We start from the raw sequence: 18,689 nt of genomic DNA on the forward strand, positions 1-18,689 counted from the left end.
ACTATATTGAACTGTTGTAGATTATGCAAAGTAAATACGAGGAATATCACTCGACATTAGGACCGAACACTCGATTATGAATATCCTCAGCCTTTCTCATTTCAATTCGATTCAGCAACGTCTTTTTCCAATTGGTCGCAAGCTCAGAAACTGCTGCAAGTGCAGCTGCTTTTTCGAAGTTTTCTCGCTCTATATGCATGACCTGATTACATTTTTCAATTGTCCATTCTGGGGCGACACGATCTCTCAGTTGAAATGTCTGACCCGCCTCGACAAAGCCCTCCTGAAGAACACGATAATACCAACCCGTGCGGCCTGAGTTTTGCAGAAGTATAGCCAGATTTTGTATTTGGAATCTACGGGCAGGCTTCCAGCATGGCTGACGCGGTTGGGACACCTGTATCACGGCTTCCCCAACTTCATATATATCACCAATCGCAACGTCAGATTCCTGCAAATTAATAGTAGAGAAATTTTCTCCCATGCCGCCCGGCTTGATTTCCGAATTTCCGAGCTTATTTTGCCAATAATGATAATGCTCGGACGGAAAGGAAAACACAGCTTTTTCAGGACCCCCGTGGTGTTTTAGATCCGCCTGCTCATCCCCTTCCAGATTGGTCATCCCTAAAAAGATCTGTCCGTCAAAAGGCTCTTTAAAGATGGAGGTTTTCCATTCACGTTCCATCGGATGATCTGCATTTTGCTGCCCTATCACTTTTGGTTTCCCAACAAAAATAGACGCTATTTCTGCAGGCTGTTTTTGATATATATTCATCTGATTCCCTCCTTCCTTAATTGAGTATTTCGTTTATATCTTTCATGATGTCAAAATAACTTAAAAAGCCCTTGGTCGATGAACTGACCATAGGACTCTAAAGAATGAAACAAGACACTTAAAATGTAATAAAACCTTTTTGCATTGCAAAACCACCCAATGTAAAGAGTACAATTGCAATTAATGTAATAATAAATAATCTATTATTTTTATCCAAGTACTCACCTTTTTCTTCACAGGATAGAACAAAATAAGCTGTTTTCTTTATTCTACCAAATGAAGACCAGAAAAGGAATTGAATTTCAAACTATTCTTTTTACTCAATCTCCTTCTTCAATTCATTTAAAAATAAAACCATAAAATCATGTCGTTCCTTCGCCAGTCTGATTCCTTCTTCTGTTACCATCAAATCCTTAAGCAATAGCAACTTTTCATGAAAATGCGTAACAGAAGCTGTTTCTTTTGAACGGTACTCAGAAGCCGACATACTCCTGCGAGCTTCTTCCTCTAAGTCGTATAACTTTCTGCCCCGCGCCCCTCCAAAAGCAAATGCCCTCGCAATACCGATTGCTCCGATTGCATCCAGCCGATCCGCATCTCTGACAATAGCCCCTTCAATAGAAGTAATCTCTTTCGAATGCCCTCCGTTAAATGACACACTTTCAATTGCAGACATTACGTTCGCAGATAAGTCCTCTGAAGCACCAATTTGCTTGAGCATCTCTACCGTTGTAGCCTCATGCAATGATTCATATTTCGCATCTTCTATGTCATGCAAAAGAACAGCTAAGCGAACGACGAGCTCATCAGCAGTTGGTTCAGTAAGCAAGATCTTCTCTGCATTTTTCATCACGCGATCAATATGATCTAGATCGTGACTCGCATCATATTTATTATAAATAATTTCAACCATCTGTCTGCATTTCGCTATCATTTCTTTCAAATTATCCATTCCTTTCTATACAGTTCTATATCCTATGTTGTAGCGTACCAGAAAAAACATTTGACATCTCATGAAAAGAAATCTTACTGCAAAATAACAAGTGAATTTCAATTGCATTTTCCAACAAACTGCAATATTTTTCTACACATGTTGACAAATTGTCAACACTACTTTAAAATTCTTTACAATGTAAGCCGTTAGGTGATCATTTAATTTCTTCCAGTTTTTCTGTAAAGGAGATTGGTTTTATGTCAAATGAATTTGAAACACTGTCGATCGGGCATTTATTACGAAATACTTTAAAAAAACATTCATTGTCCATGCGCAAACTAAGTGAACGTACGGACATTGACACAGCTACGATTTCTCGAATCATCAACAACAAACGTAAAGCGACTCTTGATCATCTAGAGAAGTTTTCATCTGTTTTGGATATCCCGTTGTCGAAACTATTGGAAGCTGCAGGCTATTCTATAGAAAACAAAAAAGAATCAACGTTTGCTGACGATAAAACCATACAACACCTCTTGGATATATCTGATCAACTCTCCGCCACTATTTCCATTTCTAATGTAGAAAAACAACTGGCAGAGTACAAAGACGATTCACAAACGACAGAAGGCAAGAATCGTATTCTGAATGATTTTGAGGAGAAACTCCAAAGCACCGGCGGAACGGGACCATTCATGGATCAGCTAAAATACTTATTCGGCAGGTTCAAAGCTCAAAATGGAAGTAAACGAGAAATTGCTATTATTGGCAGTGCATTATTATATTTCATTGCCCCGATCGATGCCATACCGGATTATTTATTCGCAATTGGCTATATCGATGATGCGATCGCTGTTCAGATTGCTTCCAGCACAGTAAATAAGAATTAATAACCAAGTTAGCAGGTGATAAGGATGGAGACGAGAAGCAAGAGAAGGAGGAAGAAAAGCAAGGGTCGGAGGAACTTTTTCCTGATTTTTGCGTTCATACTACTAGCAGGTGCTATCTACTTTGTGAATCAATATACTAGTGGAGTATCTTTGGCAAATGGGGATACGACGAGCAACGTCCACACTGAACTTAATAGCAATTCGAGCGGCAATGGGGATTTGAATACGAAGTTCGAACCGTTTGAAGGCGCGGATCCTCAGTTTGGTGAAATAAACGTACTGCTAATCGGTAACGATGCCAGAGCGGATGAGGAAGATGCACGATCAGATGCCCTGATGATCGGCCATTACGATCAACATACGAATAAAGTAAAGCTAGTCTCCCTTATGAGAGATACATATGTCGAGGTTCCTGAATATGGAATGCAGAAAATAAATGCAGCATTTTTCCTTGGTGGTCCTGAATTAGTCCGCAAAACCATCAAGCAAAATTTCGACATAGATGTTCAAAATTATGCAATCGTCGATTTCGAGGGTTTTACGAAGATTGTAGATGTGATTGCACCTGACGGCATACATGTCGATATCCCCTATCCAATGTCGCACGGTATCGGTATGACACTGGAACCAGGCGAACAACATCTTAATGGTGAACAGCTGCTTGCGTATGTCCGTTTCCGACATGACATCCATAGCGATTTTGGCCGGGTAGAGCGTCAGCAAGAAGCATTGTCTAAACTAAAAGAACAGGCCATCAGTGTCCACACCCTCTTAAATTTACCAAAACTACTTGGCGTGGTCGATTCCTATCTCGATACGAATATAGATAGTAAAATATTGTTTGCAATCGGCAAAGGTATGGTGACAGGTGGGAAATCCAAAGAAATGGAGACGCTGCGCATACCTGTAGAAGGCTCCTACACCGATAAACGTGTAAATGTAGGCGCTGTATTGGATATTAATCTCGAAGAAAATAAAGAAATCCTAAAAGACTTTTTAGCGTCAAATAAAAATGATGAAGAATGATGATTTATCGAAACAGAACGTGAGGATTAAAACAAATGAATTTAGACTTTAAGATTTTTGAAGCAATCAATCAATTTGCCGGTCACAATAATATACTGGATCAATCCGTTGTATTTTTCACGAAATACGGTCCGCTTTTATTCGGATTGTTTTTCGTCTGGCTATGGTTCACGAAACACGGAAACCGTGCAGAAAACCGAAAAATCGTGCTGTTTGCTTTTACGATTGCCGTGGTCACAATCGGGATTGATAAGGTCATTGAGATGTCGTTTTTCCGCTCACGACCTTTCGTCAACCATGATGTCACCATGTTAGTAGACAAATTGGATTCCGACCCTTCATTTCCAAGTAATCACACTGCCGGTTCCTTTGCCCTAGCCCTTGCCCTCTTCTGGAAACGCAGAAAAATGGGCGCTGTGCTTCTAGTGTTTGCAGGACTGATGGCATTGTCACGAATATTCGTTGGTGTCCATTATCCTACCGATGTATTGACGGGCGCTTTCATTGCACTTGTAGTTGCATTTTTGATTATTTGGCAACGTCGTTTGATCGAGCCTTTATTTAATTGGATTATTCGGTTGTTTACACGCAGAGGATCGCATGCTGTATAATGGTAAATGGTATACAAAAAGAACGCTGAGTGGATCAGCGTTCTTTTTTGTATTATTTGACTTCTCAGAAGGGATTCGTTCAAATTTAGGAACACTCAACGGATGTTCTCAAATGGCAATTTCAGTTTTGACAATACAAATAAAAAAACGAGATAAACACTTAGTTTACTCGCCTCATTGCTGCTCTTATTCTCTTGCTTCTCAACCGCATGAATCTGCTCTATACACTCTTTTAAATTATAATATATTAAATACTTAAACAAGTGTTATACCGTCACTAATTCTAAAATAGCCTTTTGCCGTTGGTCTATTTTTGATAATTTTGAAGATGTTTCTTCCTTTTATTTATCCGTTTGTTTTTGCTTCTTTTCCAAATACTCCGCACGTATTTTTTCAAGTTGCTGCTTTTTATCAAATTTGGCAGGCTTGTGTTTTTCATGATACTTTGTCACAGCTGCCTGACCTTTAGCATCCAATTGATATTTCCCCACTTTGTTCACCTACTCTCTTCTTTTAAAGAAAATTTATTCAACAACTAAAATGTTCGCGACTAATTTAAATTACGTCCCAGGAGGGATTTGAACCCCCGACCTACACCTTAGGAGGGTGTTGCTCTATCCAGCTGAGCTACTAGGACACAGTAATAAAAATGATTAACAACTTCGATTCAGGTATAGAATCGAAGTTTCAATATTAATCATTTGCTGTTCCATCGTAATCTTCATTGAACCATAATTGTTCTTGATCATCCACATCGCCGTTATAGTTGATGAGAATTTCTTCACCTGCTTTGATGTCTTTGTGTGCAAAGAAATCAAAGGTATGATGATCAAAGTTAATGTCGTACGTTGCATTCGGTTCATATGAATGGTTGAATAACATTCCATAACCTAAAAGGATTGCCGTATGATTCATTCCGTATTCGAAAGCGTAGTCGGCAAGTATGGTTTTTTCAATATGTTGGTGTTGTTCATTCGGGTACGCAATGACAGGCGCCTCATGTAAGAGCTGGCCTTTTTTGATGTCGCATGTTGCGAATACTCCTCTGTTGAATTCTCCGTCACTGACAGGAGACCGTTTCACTTCTATTATATCGCTCACCTACTCGCTTGTAAATTATACTTTGTAAGTATAGCATTAATTCAGCCGTATTGCTCTTTTCTTATTTGTATTATTAAGTATAACTTTTCAACGATTTGCTAACATAAATCAAGGCCGGTAAGAAACACGTAGAACCGGCTAAGGGGGGTCCCTTAACCGGTTCTATAGACGCTAGCGTTAGCCGCTTATGCATCATTTATATTACCCTTCTTACTCTGATTCAATTATTGACCGGTTTACCATTCGAAAGCGCTTCCCGGATTCGATATTTCAATACCTTACCTGATGCATTACGTGGAATCTGTTTTTCCACAAAAATTTGGGTGGGAACTTTATACTTTGCGAGATGTTGCCCGCAAAAAGTTTTTATTTCCTCCTCATCCACTACTTCTCCTTCATTCGGAACAACGATTGCCACAACCTTTTCTCCCCACAGCTCATCTGGCAAGCCAATAATTGCTGCATCCAATAATTTTGGATGTTTATATAGAATCTGTTCTACCTCAGTAGAATAAACATTTTCGCCACCAGAGATAATCATGTCCTTCTTACGGTCTACCAGTGTAATATAGCCTTCTTCATCTATTAACGCAAGATCTCCGGTATACAGCCAGCCATCCCGAAGCGCTTTTCTTGTTTCCTCAGGGTTTTTATAATACCCCTTCATCACCATCTCACTTTTGATAATGAATTCTCCTACTTGACCCGGCAGTACATCATCACCTGTATCGCTTACTACCCTTGCTTCTGTATTCAGCATGGCTTTTCCGCCTGCACCTATTTTATCCTTATGTTTTTCAGGCGGTAATATAATACCTCCCGGACCCGCCTCGGTTAAGCCGCACATGTTATGAAACTGATCATTCTTAAACATGGCAATAGACTTTTCCAACAGGGCAACCGGCATGGGTGCTGCACCATACCCGCATCTCTTTACGGATGTTAGGTCAAAACGCTCTCTATCAGGAACTAAAAGCAAATAATTGTACATGGTTGGAACGGCGAAGAAAATGTTAATTTTATATTTTTCGATTGATTGGAGTACGTGACGCGGGTCGAATTCCTGATGAATTACCTGAGTACTTCCTAAAAACGTCCCAGTAATCATAAATAAGTTGAGTTGAGCTGAGTGGAAAAGTGGCGCTACGTGTAGCAGATTATCATCAGGACTAATTTTCATCATAATCGCGGTAGAAAACGCTACATGAAGAACCCGATGATGATCGAATAAAGCTCCTTTTGGACGTCCGGTCGTGCCAGAGGTGTATAAAATTTCTGCATCGTCGGATTCATCCACTTCAATAGGCGGGTCCGCGTCATTTTTTGTCAGTATTTCTGCCATTTTGATTTGTTCACCTACTGCTTTTTCTCCGACAGAAACCTGAAATTTAACTTTTTGGTTATCCGCAGCAGCCTGATTGACTAACATCGCATACTCTTCATCAAAGAATACAGCGGACGCATCGGAGTCGTCCAGAATATAACGAACTTCCTCTTGGGTCAATCGGAAATTAATTGGAACAGCTACACCTCCGACTTTCATAACTGCATAAAATGCAATTACGAACATGTCGGAATTTTTCATCAAAAGTGCAACTTTGTCTCCTTTTTCAATTCCTCTTGCAATCAATCCATGTGCAAGTTTATTTACTTCCCGATTCAATCGACCATATGTGTATACGTGATCCTTAAAATAAATTGCTTCTTTATCCGGCGTCCGACGTGCGTTCCTCGCTAAAGTAGTCCCAATATCCATGAACATTCCTCCAGAAAAATATAATGTACTTATACTTTTTTTCGAGCGGCATTTACTTCCTTCAAGATTTCTTCTGTATGTTCACCCAGTTTTGGTGCTATGAAACGAATTACACCAGGTGTCTCAGACAGTTTAATGGGAATACCAATTTGTTTTATCGTTCCTAAAGTTTCGTGTTTCATGGATTGAATCATTTCACGCGCCATTATTTGAGGATCGCTTGTCATTTCTTCCAGTGTTAACACTGGAGTGACACAGGCTTCTTTATTCTCAAATATCTCCATCCACTCAGCCAGCGTTTTTTGATAGATTATCGTTTGTATTTCGTATTTAAGGCGATGTTGCTTGTGGGGCGGTGCCAATATACGAGGGATAAAATCACTTCTTCCTATCCCATGACAAAACGTCTGCCAAAATTTTTCCTCGAGTGCCCCTACAGAAAGGAAGCGCGCGTCCTTTGTTTCATAAATGCTGTAAGCCGCAAGTCCGCCGGACAACATTTGTTCTCCTCGGTTAGTCGTCACAGAGTCGGCTAAATAATTCGGGAGGATCGTCTGCAACCAGGAAATCACGCCATCCAACATGGAGATGTCGACAAACTGCCCTTTCCCTGATTTTTCCCTCTCAAATAAAGCTAATAAAATACCTACTACTGCCGGCAAGGCCCCACCGCCAATATCGGCTATTTGTGTGGCAGGAACAATCGGTTTCCCATCCTTTTCTCCCATCAAATCGAGCAGGCCGGCAAAACTCAAGTAATTAATATCATGTCCAGGCAGGTCTTTATAGGGACCTGTTTGCCCGTAACCTGTCACCGCACAATAAATAAGGCGTGGGTTTACTAGTTTCAACGTTTGATAATCCAAACCGAGTCGTTCCATAACCCCCGGACGAAATGACTCTACCACTACATCTGCGTTCTCGACCATTTTTATAAAATTGTGTTTTCCTTCTTCTGTTTTTAAATCAAGGCAAACACTTTTCTTATTTCTATTGAGCGAATGAAAAAGTGCACTGTCCTCGTCTAATTTAGGTTCGTACATTCTTGCATAATCACCGATTTTTGGGTCCTCTATTTTTATCACTTCTGCGCCGAAATCTGCAAGTAACATCGTACAATACGGTCCCGGCAACAGGCGGGTTAAATCGAGAACACGAATAGACGTTAATACCACACGAACACCTCCAGACAAAGTTAATTGTGCGAATATTATAAGGTAACTGTCACTCTAGAAAAATGATAAAACGACAGGCAACTTACAATTTACTAATCAAGTCGCTCTACAATGGTCGCATTTGCCATCCCATGGCCTTCACACATGGTCTGCAGTCCATACCGTCCATTGCTTCTCTCCAATTCATACAGCATGGTGGTCATCAGACGTCCGCCACTAGCACCAAGAGGGTGGCCTAACGCAATCGCACCGCCATTTGGATTCAGTTTTGCCGGATCGACATCAAATTCCTTTAGCCAGGCGAGCGGCACCGATGCGAACGCTTCATTGACTTCGAAAATGTCGATATCTCCAAGCGTCAATCCCGCTTTTTGCAGTACCTTTTCCGTTGCAGGAATGGGTCCAGTCAACATGAGTGTCGGATCGGATCCTACAACAGTTCGCGCAATCACACGAAATCTCGGCTTTAAACCAAGTTCAACGGCCTTCTCTCGCGACATCATTAATATCGCAACAGCACCATCACTGATTTGGCTGGAATTACCCGCTGTTACGCCGCCGTCCTCCCGAAAAGCTGGCTTAATCCCGCTAAGTTTTTCGAGATTTGTATTTTCTCTAGGACCTTCATCATCTTTCATCACAGTCATTGTCCCATCTGGAAGTGTTACCTCTAACGGCATGATTTCTTCTACAAAACGTCCTTCCTTACGAGCCTTAATTGCCTTTCTATGGCTTTCCAATGAGAATTCATCCATTTCTTCACGGGTTATGTTCCATTTATCCGCGACTCGCTCGGCGGATATACCTTGATTAATGATCTCGTACTTTGAAGTTAATGCTTCACTAAGCTGTACGCCTTGCATATTGGATCCCATTGGCACACGTGACATACTTTCAATTCCGCCTGCAATCACAACATCCATATCTCCGCTAATAATCGCTTGTGAAGCAAAATGAACCGCTTGCTGACTCGAACCACACTGCCGATCAATTGTTGTGCCCGGAACATCCACTGGAAAACCGGCAATCAACGCTGCTTGTCTAGCAATATCAAAAGCCTGCTCTCCAACTTGCGATACACAGCCGAAAATAACATCTTCCACCAATTCTGCAGAAATACCTGCCCGTTTCAATACTTCCTCTAAAGGCTTTGCAGCCAATTCCTCTGCCCGTATTCCGCTTAACAATCCGTTTCTTCTGCCAACCGGCGTCCTGACTGCCTCAATAATTACTGCTTCACGCATAACTATCTTCCTTTCCATCAAACTTTTTTGTAAGCCCTTACATTTAAACCTGCACATATACATTTGTACTGCAAGTTAATACTTCCTCATCCTGCCGATGTAAAATAATGACTTCCAACGTCAGAAGTCCTCGTTTTCCATTGGAATCTTTCTTTTAGTTGCTGCAGTCAGCCTCTATAATCCCATGTTTTTTGCAATGATCACTTTCATGATTTCATTTGAACCTGCATAAATAGATGAAACTGCCACATCACGATATCTTCTTGCGATATCGTACTCTTCCATGTAACCATAGCCGCCATGCAGCTGCATACATTCATTTGCCACTTTCTTTGCGAGATCAGTCGTCCACCATTTCGCCATCGATACTTCGGTCACGACATCTTTTCCTGCAACATGGTCAACAATCAGTCGGTCAATAAATGTCCTGCCGATCTGAATTTCAGTCTTCAGTTCCGCAAGCTTAAACTGCGTATTTTGGAACTGACTGATACTGCGGCCAAAAGCTTTTCGTTGTTTAACATAATCAATGGTTGAATCCAGCATAATTTCCGATGCTGCTATACTTTGAATGGCAACCATCAAACGTTCCTGCTGCAACTTTTCCATTAAATAATAAAAACCTTTCCCCTCTTCACCCAGTAAATTGCTGGCTGGAACACGTGCGTCTTCGAAAATTAATTCACATGTATCATTAGCATGCTGTCCGACTTTCCGTAGCTTTTTACCTTTTGTAAATCCTGGTGTCCCGGCTTCGACTACAATCAGACTGATGCCCTTGTGAGCAGGCTGAGCTTTAGGATTTGTTTTACAAACGACAACAACTAAATCGGCACTGTGCCCATTCGTAATAAACGATTTTTCCCCATTTAAGATATACTCATCACCATCTTTAATTGCAGTCGTTTTGACTGCGGCCAAGTCCGATCCAGTACCCGGTTCCGTCATAGCAATAGCGGAAATCAAATCCCCGGTGATTGCGCCAGGCATCCAAGCTGCTTTTTGTGCATCTGTCCCATAAGACGCGATATACGGCATCACAATATCATTATGGAGACCTACACCGACCATTCCGGTTCCGACACGTTCAAATTCCTCACTAAGCACAACAGTATAACCAAAATCAGCTTGAAACGCCCCGTGTTTTTCATCAGCCCAAGGACAAAGAAAGCCTTGTGCCCCCGCCTTTTTCCAAAAAGATCTGGGAACTTGTTTCTCACTCTCCCATTGCTCATAGTATGGAAAAGCTTCCTTCTCAAGAAACCTTCTCAATGAACTACGGAAAATTTCATGTTCTTCATGTAAAAAAGTTCTTTCCATCAAATATCCTCCTTTACATCATCTATCCTTCAGGGCTGGTCTTACCGTGGCTGCATTCTTATCGCGCCATCAAGACGAATGGTTTCACCGTTTAGCATTGGATTTTCCATAATACTGCTTACCAAAAGTGCATACTCAGCAGGAAAACCTAAACGGGATGGAAACGGTGTCATTTTGCCCAATGCTAATTTTGCCTCTTCCGGCAATGAAGCAAATAATGGAGTATCGAATAATCCAGGTGCCACTGTCATTACCCGAATACCAAGCGGAGCAAGGTCTCGTGCAATCGGTAATGTCATTCCTACAATCCCACCCTTCGAAGCACTGTAGGCAACCTGACCAATTTGCCCATCGAAGGCAGCAACAGATGCCGTATTAACGATTACTCCACGCTCACCGTCCTCATTCGGTTCGTTTTTAGCCATTATTTCTGATGTCAGTCGAATGACATTAAATGTACCAATCAAATTCACTTGGATAACTTTTGCAAAACGAGATAAACTATGTACCCCTTTTTTGCCGATCGTCTTCTCTGCTATGCCAATACCTGCACAATTTACGAGCGCATTAACTTTTCCATACTTTTCAACTGCCTGGTCCAGAGCCTGCTGTACACTGGTCTCGTCGGTTACATCGGTTTGTACATAATACATACTTTCCCCTAATTCCTCTTTCAGATGAAGAGCTTTTTCCTCAGATAGATCGAGGATAACAGCTTTGCCTCCCTTGGAAACGATTTGCCTTACTGTAGCTTCTCCAAGACCTGAAGCTCCACCTGTAACTACTACGACGGCATTTTCTACTTTCATTTGTTTCCCTCCAATAATGATGTAGTTTATTTTTTTACCAGAATACGTGTTAAATAGCCAGAAACCGTTTCAGCAATTTCTATCGGGTCTTTTTTTCCTTCTGGCGAGTACCATTGAGTCACCCAGTTCATGGCACCTAATATTGTGTTCCTTACTATTGTGATTTCTACAGCTTCAAACACTTCTTCATTGATACCTTCTAGGATTAGTTGGTCAAAACACTTCTCGTAATCATTTCGCAATTGAAAAATCTCTTCAAGTTGTTCAGTTGAAAAAATCTGTTCAAGCTTTACCATCATCTCAAACCCTGATTTTTCATCTAGTAAATAGGTGATATGAGCTACCATAGCCTTTTTAAATCTGTCCTCCACCGGTAAATTCTCCTGCTGTATTGTTTTAATATTTACCAGACTTTGCTGTAAGAGCATTAGCTGACTTTGATAAAGCAGATCCTGTTTGTCTTTGAAATAATAATAGACAGATCCTTTTGTCATCAATAAACTAGAGGCAATCTCTTCCATTGTCGTCCCCTGATAGCCCTTTCCTGCGAGAATACTAACCGCAGTCCGTAAAATGTCTTCTTTTTTCTTAGTTATCTTCTTCTGGCGCAACGACACAGCAATTCACCTCCCTGTTAATTGATTAATTTTTATTCTACACATTCATTTTTTAAATATCAAGTTAATTTTCTGAAAATTTAATAACTATTTTCCAGACTACAAATTTCTTATTTATTTGTAGTCATTTTGAAAGTGAAGAATAATGAGCTGATTTGTTTCTATCAATGCTACTGCCTGATTTCTTTAATTTTCATTCTCATCCGTTTGCAATATTTATATAAAAACTCTCGATATTCACAGGTCCCGCTAGTTATTGCGTCACTTTATTTTTTCCAAGTTATTCTCTTCGAAAACTAAACAAATATAAAAATAGTAAAAACAAAAATAGGCGCGGTACCTTCACCATTGCATGGTGTGGAGTACGACGCCAATATTTTAATTTGTTGGTTTTATTGTCTTAACCTCTTATTAGTCAGGGAATATTGGACCGCCCCCCATTGAAAACTACCTATCCCAGTGACGATGTTGTGCAACAGCTTCTACAAACCGATTTGCAAAATTAGGGATATTTTCATCTGTAATAACACCTGGTTTATTGATGAAATTATTGACATTTAACCATTGTACGCCTTGACCAGTAGCCCCAATTGTCTTTTTGTGACGAAAAGCCTCATCAAGGAAATTTGCGATTTTTTGGTTAAAAGCCATATCATCACTACTTCCCCGCACCATATAGACCGCATCGTATAACACTGAATCGGCAGTATATACATTTTGTGTCGCTTCTAACTGAACGTTCTTCGTACCTTGAACTTTTCCTTGGTCCTCACTTATGATTTCCGGAACAAGCCCTTTCGATTTCCAATATTCAAGTACTGACTTTACTAAAAGACCATTAAACCCATCCGATACAATTATCGCTACTTTACGAGTTTTCGCAGACATAGGCATATTTAATTGACTCAATGCCGGGGAAGATTTTGTTACAGTCGATCCTCCACTCGTTGGTGGAGAAACCCCAATATTTCTTGCTATTGTTTCAGCCAGTTCAAGGTCAACATTTGCAAATAAATCCACATTTTGTTGTCGTACCGATTTATTTTTTACTTTTCCTAGTTCAAAACTAAATGCATCGATTATATGTTTCCTCTCGGGTCCACTCATGCTATTCCAAAACATAGTTGCTTGAGAAAAGAAATCCGTGAAACTTTTACTTCTTGCTCTTATTGTCCGACCCTCAACTTTTTCTTCATAATGCTTATAACCACCCTCTTCAGGCGGTACGGGAGCCGGTGTATTCCCTGCTAAGGAGTTGCGATGATAGTTCACACGACCAACATTGATCGTCATTCTATGATAACCTTCACGCTGGTTATTATAGAAGGGACAAATCGGACGGTTGATCGGTATCTCATGAAAGTTTGGTCCACCTAAACGTATTAATTGTGTGTCAATATAGGAGAATAATCTCGCCTGGAGCAATGGATCATTCGTAAAGTCAATACCTGGTACCACATTCCCCGGATGAAACGCCACTTGCTCAGTCTCAGCAAAGAAGTTATCAACGTTCTTCGTTAATGTCATCTTTCCAATGATTTTCACCGGAACGTCTTCCTCGGGTATTAGCTTAGTTGCGTCTAATAAATCAAAATCAAACGTAAATTCATCTTTTTCATTTACAATTTGTACACCTAACTCAAACTCTGGATAATCCCCTCGTTCAATCGCATTCCATAAATCATTGCGATGGAAATCAGGGTCAACTCCCATTAGCTTCTGGGCCTCCTCCCAAGTTAAAGAGTGGGCGCCGAGTTTTGGTTTCCAATGAAATTTAACAAAGAATGCTTCCCCCGCAGCGTTAACAAAACGAAATGTATTTACACCAAATCCTTCCATCATTCGAAAACTTCTTGGAATCGCTCGATCGGACATAATCCACATCACCATATGCGCATTTTCCGGATTATTGGCAACAAAGTCCCAAAAGTTATCATGAGCTGTAGATGCTTGAGGAATGTCATTATGAGGTTCTGGTTTGAATGCGTGAACAACATCTGGAAATTTTATTCCATCTTGAATAAAGAAAACAGGGATGTTATTGGCTACGAGGTCATAGTTTCCTTGCTCAGTGTAAAACTTTGTTGCAAATCCGCGAGCATCTCTTGCCGTATCTCCTGAACCCCTTGCCCCATTAACAGTGGAGAACCGTACAAATACTGGTGTTTTTATAGATGTATCAGTAAATATTTTCGCTTTTGTATAACGCGACATATCTTGGTACAACTCAAATTCACCGTGAGCTGCAAAGCCCCTAGCATGGACAACCCGTTCTGGTATTCGTTCATTATCAAAATGTGTTAATTTCTCCCGGAAATGAAAGTCCTCCATTAAGGTTGGACCACGGACACCGGCAGTCAAGGAAAGTTCATCCTCGGAAACCTTTAACCCTTGATTTGTTGTCATATATTTTCCCTTATCATTCACACGAAAACTCTCAAGTTGCTCATCTTTTTCGTTATCTTTCTGTTTATCTGTCATTTCATATACCTCCCCATTCATTGATATGAATTGTAAACGAAATTTATCCATCTGATGGGTATGTAAAAAAATAATGAACCGCACATCTATTTTTCACAGACGTGTGGTTCATTATTTATGGTGTTGCCTTAATGATGTCTGAATTAGAATCCTAACAACTCAATTTAGATATCTCCTTAAATAACGACTTCCCCTGTTCAGACAAGGAGACATCCACGAAATCCTCTGCTGGCATAATAAGATTCCGCTCCATTATGATATATGAAGACATGTCCGAATCGCCGGTCGCAAAAAAGGGCTCCGCCGAGTTTCCTAATGTCAGAGGGGGTTTGGACCCAACTAGATGTCTTCAAATCGAAATCCCCAAGTTCCTGTAGTGCACGGAACTGATTTTCCGTTAACAGTTCAATGCCCATAGTAGTTGCCATCTCCATAGCGCTATTCTCTGGTTTATGTTTCTTCCTCGACTCTAGCGCTTCATGATCGTAACACACACTTCTGCGCCCTTTAGGACTTTCTGCTGAGCAATCATAAAAAGCATAACTATCTGCCTTTTCATAATACTCTACGACATCCGGTTCACCCCCAGTCAATTCCATTTCATTGAGTGACCAAAGTTTTTCGGGATTTGCTTCGAGCTTCGCTTGTATCACCGTCCATACCAGTCCTTCATGACGGTTCATGTTTTTTTCGAAACGTGCTTTCAAAATTGATAGTAGTTCTTCTTGTTGTTCGGGTGATAACTCTTTTTTATTACTCATTGTCATAATCGTTCACTCCTTATTATTTACTAAAATCGGGTTTAGTTCGGAGTATAACCTAATAATACTCTGACCAATCACCCTAGCCTGCTCTTCACTTTACCTACTATGAAAAATTTTGTCTAGCCATCCTACTGCAAAAAAGATCGGACACACGTTCATGTCCAATCTTTCATGCATTTGAATTAGTTTTCTACAGTGTTAAAAAATACTAAGCGTTGTATCTTTAATATCGCCAATAAACATGCAGCCTGGGGCATGTGTAATCATGATAGAAGGTTTGCTTTGCATCGCAACTGCCTGTGGCGTAACACCACATGGCCAGAACACCGGAATTTCTCCATCCTTTATCGTGACTGAATCCCCAAAGTCTGGTTTGTCAATATCTTGAATGCCGATTTGGCTTGGGTCTCCGATATGAATAGGCGTCCCGTGGACAGCAGGTAAAGGAGTGGTGATTTGTACAGCTCGTATGGCATTTTCATAAGTCATAGGCCGCATACTCACTACCATTGGTCCTTCAAAGACGCCCGCTTTCTCACATGCAATCGACGTTTTGTACATAGGCACATTGCATTTTTCTTCGATATGACGTATCGGTATATCGGCTGCCAAGAGTGGCGTTTCAAATGTGAAACTGCAACCTATCAGAAAGCAGACCATGTCCTCTTCCCAATAGTCAGAAGCGTCCAGCACTTCCTCCGTAAATACACCATCTTTATAAATCCGATATTTGGGTACATCAGTTAAAATGTTTGCATTCGTCGCTATTTTGTTGGGCTTGAACGAACCGACCTCCGTCACATCCAATAAAGGACATGACTTCGGGTTCCGCTGGCAAAATAATAAAAAATCGTACGCATGCTCTTTTTTTAGAATCACCAAATTCGCTTGTGCAAATCCTTTTGACATACCTGCAGTAGGACCTGTAATCATCTGTTTGCGGATCAGTTCCCTAACTTTTGCAGGAGACATCTCTTCATAGTTCTCCATTATGTATTCTCCTCCTCTGTGTATACTTGCCTTTCCTTAAAACAGTAATGGAATCTGCTCAATTAAAGTCATAATACTTAACACACCCATAGCCACCACGACAATTCCTCCTGTAATGGTTAACCAAAGCGGATGCTTATAATTTCCGATGATCTCCTTCTTATAAGCCGCCACTAAAATAGTACCGAGTCCAAGAGGCAAGATTAATGCATTTAAGGCACCAACAAGGATCAGAACATTTACAGGTTTACCGACGATGGCAAATGTCAGTGTTGAAATCAAAATAAATAAGATGATGACCCAGTTATGATACTTTTCGATAGCAGGATGAAAGGTTCGTATGAAAGAAACGGATGTGTATGCAGCTCCAACAACTGATGTAATGGCTGCTGCCCACATAATCACACCAAACATTCGGTATCCTACCTCTCCTGCTGCCAGCTTGAAAACCGAAGCAGGTGGATTGGCAGGATCGATCGCCAGACCCATCGATACAACGCCCAAAACTGCCAAGAACAAAGCTACACGCATAACACCTGTTACCGCAATTCCCATAACAGAGCTTTTCGTAACGTCCGGTAATGAGTCAATCCCTTTCACACCAGCGTCTAATAAACGGTGACCTCCGGCAAATGTAATGTATCCGCCTACAGATCCCCCAACAATTGTGATAATCGCAAAGATGCTAAGCTGCTCAGGTTTAAAAGTATTCACAATCGCTTCTCCTACCGGTGGTGAAGTAGTAAATGCAACGTAAAGCATCAAGAGGATCATGACACCGCCTGCAGCTTGTGCAACTTTATCCATTGCCTTACCGGCTTCTTTAAAAAGAAAGATAAAGATTGCAAAAGCAGCGCTCAAAACTGCTCCATAAACGGGATCCATACCGAGCATGGCGTTAAGTCCAAGCCCAGCGCCAGCAACGTTCCCAATATTAAAGGCAAGTCCTCCAATGACAATTAAAACAGCCAGCACGACTCCGAGACCGGGAAGCACTTTATTCGCTATTTCTTGTCCTCTTAAACCAGATACTGCAATAATTCTCCAAATATTTATTTGTACAAAGACATCTAGCAGCAAGGAAATTAAAATCACAAACCCGAAACTTGCCGCTAATTGTTGCGTAAATACCGTCGTCTGCGTTAGGAATCCAGGACCGATCGAAGAAGTAGCCATTAAAAAGGCCGCTCCGAATAAAACACTTTTACTTACTTTCTCACTCTTCGGTGTATGCACCACATTCTTGTCTTTCATACGAACCCTCCACTTCTTACGACATTGCCGCAACTTTTATCTTGTTTTGCAGTAGCTGTTCTTTTAAGTATTTTGCAAAATCCAACGCATGCTCTCCATCGCCATGGATGCAAATGGAATGCGCCTTGACAGGGACTTCTATTCCTTGCTGCGTTAACACTTTTCCTTCTGTCACCATTTTGATCACTTGTGCAGCAGATTGTTCTTTATCAACAATCATCGCTTCAGCCTGGGAGCGGGAAGTTAAAGAACCATCGTCCTGATAGGTCCGATCTGCAAATACTTCATGTACTGTTTGTAAACCGATTCGTTCACCAGCTTTTGTTAATTCACTTCCCGCCAGACCAAATAAGATAAGATCGGCAGAAATGTCATATACAGCTTGCGCAATAGCTTCTGCAAGTTTTTCATCTTGTGCAGCCATATTGTACAGCGCGCCATGTGGTTTCACATGTTGCATAGACGTTTGGCAAGCAGTTAAGAACCCTTGCAGTGCGCCTATTTGGTAAATGACCATATCATATGCTTCCTGTGGAGTGATTTTCATTTCGCGGCGGCCAAAACCATTCAAATCTGGTAGACCTGGATGGGCACCGATTTTCACATTATGATCTACAGCAAGTCTGACGGTCTCTCTCATCACACGCGGATCACCTGCATGAAACCCGCATGCTATATTTGCAGATGTGACATATTTTAATATTTCTTTCTGTTCACCTAACATATAGCGTCCAAAACTCTCACCCAAATCACAGTTCAAATCAACTTGATACATCATAATCCCTCCAAAAATAAAATGAAATGCATTATCGTAAACGCTTACAAATCGTTTAGTTCCGATAATCGAAACTCTAGTTTTGAATTACAAATCCACTTTATCATAAAGTTTTGAAATTGAATAGATTTTATTTTAAAAAAGTTTGTGATAAGGTATCGAAACCT

Annotated in this window: 18 protein-coding genes and 1 tRNA gene; 3 read left to right on the forward strand and 16 right to left on the reverse strand. The window is 40.8% G+C overall.

Annotated features, from left to right (window positions below):
• Positions 1-46 precede the first annotated feature (46 nt).
• Together MKY93_RS10095 and MKY93_RS10100 are read right to left on the reverse strand one after the other, a co-directional pair.
• Positions 47-775 (reverse strand): MOSC domain-containing protein, encoded by a 729-nt coding sequence (locus MKY93_RS10095; protein WP_340758967.1) that lies wholly within the window; start codon positions 773-775, stop codon positions 47-49.
• Positions 776-1,091: 316 nt separating this feature from the next.
• Positions 1,092-1,727: an HD domain-containing protein gene (locus MKY93_RS10100; RefSeq protein WP_009497532.1), complete on the reverse strand. Its 636-nt coding sequence runs from the start codon at positions 1,725-1,727 to the stop codon at positions 1,092-1,094.
• Positions 1,728-1,966: 239 nt separating this feature from the next.
• On the opposite strand from MKY93_RS10100, the gene MKY93_RS10105 reads away from it, so the two are divergent.
• The 3 genes from MKY93_RS10105 to MKY93_RS10115 are packed head-to-tail and all read left to right on the forward strand — an operon-like array spanning position 1,967 to position 4,236.
• Positions 1,967-2,599 carry a DUF1232 domain-containing protein gene (locus tag MKY93_RS10105; RefSeq protein WP_078816807.1) on the forward strand — a complete coding sequence of 211 codons (633 nt, stop codon included), beginning with the start codon at positions 1,967-1,969 and terminating at the stop codon, positions 2,597-2,599.
• Between the two features lie 24 nt (positions 2,600-2,623).
• A complete protein-coding gene (locus tag MKY93_RS10110; RefSeq protein WP_340758968.1) occupies positions 2,624-3,625 on the forward strand; it encodes an LCP family protein in 1,002 nt (333 codons plus the stop codon).
• Between the two features lie 35 nt (positions 3,626-3,660).
• Positions 3,661-4,236: a phosphatase PAP2 family protein gene (locus MKY93_RS10115; protein WP_078816809.1), complete on the forward strand. Its 576-nt coding sequence runs from the start codon at positions 3,661-3,663 to the stop codon at positions 4,234-4,236.
• Between the two features lie 341 nt (positions 4,237-4,577).
• Here MKY93_RS10115 and MKY93_RS10120 read toward each other — a convergent pair whose 3' ends face one another.
• The 14 genes from MKY93_RS10120 to MKY93_RS10185 all read right to left on the reverse strand — a co-directional run bounded on the left by MKY93_RS10120 (position 4,578) and on the right by MKY93_RS10185 (position 18,522).
• Entirely contained in the window at positions 4,578-4,727 is a 150-nt protein-coding gene (locus tag MKY93_RS10120) for a hypothetical protein (protein ID WP_176132480.1), read from the reverse strand.
• A gap of 72 nt (positions 4,728-4,799) precedes the next feature.
• Positions 4,800-4,873 (reverse strand) — tRNA-Arg (locus tag MKY93_RS10125).
• A 56-nt stretch (positions 4,874-4,929) separates the two neighbouring features.
• Positions 4,930-5,328: an SET domain-containing protein gene (locus tag MKY93_RS10130; protein WP_040759608.1), complete on the reverse strand. Its 399-nt coding sequence runs from the start codon at positions 5,326-5,328 to the stop codon at positions 4,930-4,932.
• 229 nt (positions 5,329-5,557) lie between these two features.
• Positions 5,558-7,093 carry a class I adenylate-forming enzyme family protein gene (locus tag MKY93_RS10135; RefSeq protein WP_340758969.1) on the reverse strand — a complete coding sequence of 512 codons (1,536 nt, stop codon included), beginning with the start codon at positions 7,091-7,093 and terminating at the stop codon, positions 5,558-5,560.
• A gap of 29 nt (positions 7,094-7,122) precedes the next feature.
• Positions 7,123-8,268 carry a CaiB/BaiF CoA transferase family protein gene (locus MKY93_RS10140; protein ID WP_340758970.1) on the reverse strand — a complete coding sequence of 382 codons (1,146 nt, stop codon included), beginning with the start codon at positions 8,266-8,268 and terminating at the stop codon, positions 7,123-7,125.
• 92 nt (positions 8,269-8,360) lie between these two features.
• Entirely contained in the window at positions 8,361-9,512 is a 1,152-nt protein-coding gene (locus MKY93_RS10145) for a thiolase family protein (protein ID WP_340758971.1), read from the reverse strand.
• A 174-nt stretch (positions 9,513-9,686) separates the two neighbouring features.
• Positions 9,687-10,832 carry an acyl-CoA dehydrogenase family protein gene (locus MKY93_RS10150; protein WP_340758972.1) on the reverse strand — a complete coding sequence of 382 codons (1,146 nt, stop codon included), beginning with the start codon at positions 10,830-10,832 and terminating at the stop codon, positions 9,687-9,689.
• A 41-nt stretch (positions 10,833-10,873) separates the two neighbouring features.
• Positions 10,874-11,641 carry a 3-hydroxyacyl-CoA dehydrogenase gene (locus tag MKY93_RS10155; protein ID WP_340758973.1) on the reverse strand — a complete coding sequence of 256 codons (768 nt, stop codon included), beginning with the start codon at positions 11,639-11,641 and terminating at the stop codon, positions 10,874-10,876.
• A gap of 26 nt (positions 11,642-11,667) precedes the next feature.
• Entirely contained in the window at positions 11,668-12,258 is a 591-nt protein-coding gene (locus tag MKY93_RS10160; RefSeq protein ID WP_340758974.1) for a TetR/AcrR family transcriptional regulator, read from the reverse strand.
• Between the two features lie 447 nt (positions 12,259-12,705).
• Entirely contained in the window at positions 12,706-14,739 is a 2,034-nt protein-coding gene (locus MKY93_RS10165; RefSeq protein ID WP_340758975.1) for a catalase, read from the reverse strand.
• A gap of 197 nt (positions 14,740-14,936) precedes the next feature.
• Positions 14,937-15,506 carry a DUF4256 domain-containing protein gene (locus MKY93_RS10170; protein WP_340758976.1) on the reverse strand — a complete coding sequence of 190 codons (570 nt, stop codon included), beginning with the start codon at positions 15,504-15,506 and terminating at the stop codon, positions 14,937-14,939.
• A gap of 195 nt (positions 15,507-15,701) precedes the next feature.
• A complete protein-coding gene (locus MKY93_RS10175) occupies positions 15,702-16,493 on the reverse strand; it encodes a putative hydro-lyase (protein ID WP_340758977.1) in 792 nt (263 codons plus the stop codon).
• 36 nt (positions 16,494-16,529) lie between these two features.
• Entirely contained in the window at positions 16,530-17,747 is a 1,218-nt protein-coding gene (locus MKY93_RS10180) for an NRAMP family divalent metal transporter (RefSeq protein ID WP_340758978.1), read from the reverse strand.
• A 16-nt stretch (positions 17,748-17,763) separates the two neighbouring features.
• Entirely contained in the window at positions 17,764-18,522 is a 759-nt protein-coding gene (locus tag MKY93_RS10185; RefSeq protein WP_040759226.1) for a LamB/YcsF family protein, read from the reverse strand.
• Between the last annotated feature and the right edge of the window lie 167 nt (positions 18,523-18,689).

The organism is Sporosarcina sp. FSL W7-1283 (assembly GCF_038003105.1).
In the GTDB taxonomy this organism is placed as follows: domain Bacteria; phylum Bacillota; class Bacilli; order Bacillales_A; family Planococcaceae; genus Sporosarcina; species Sporosarcina newyorkensis.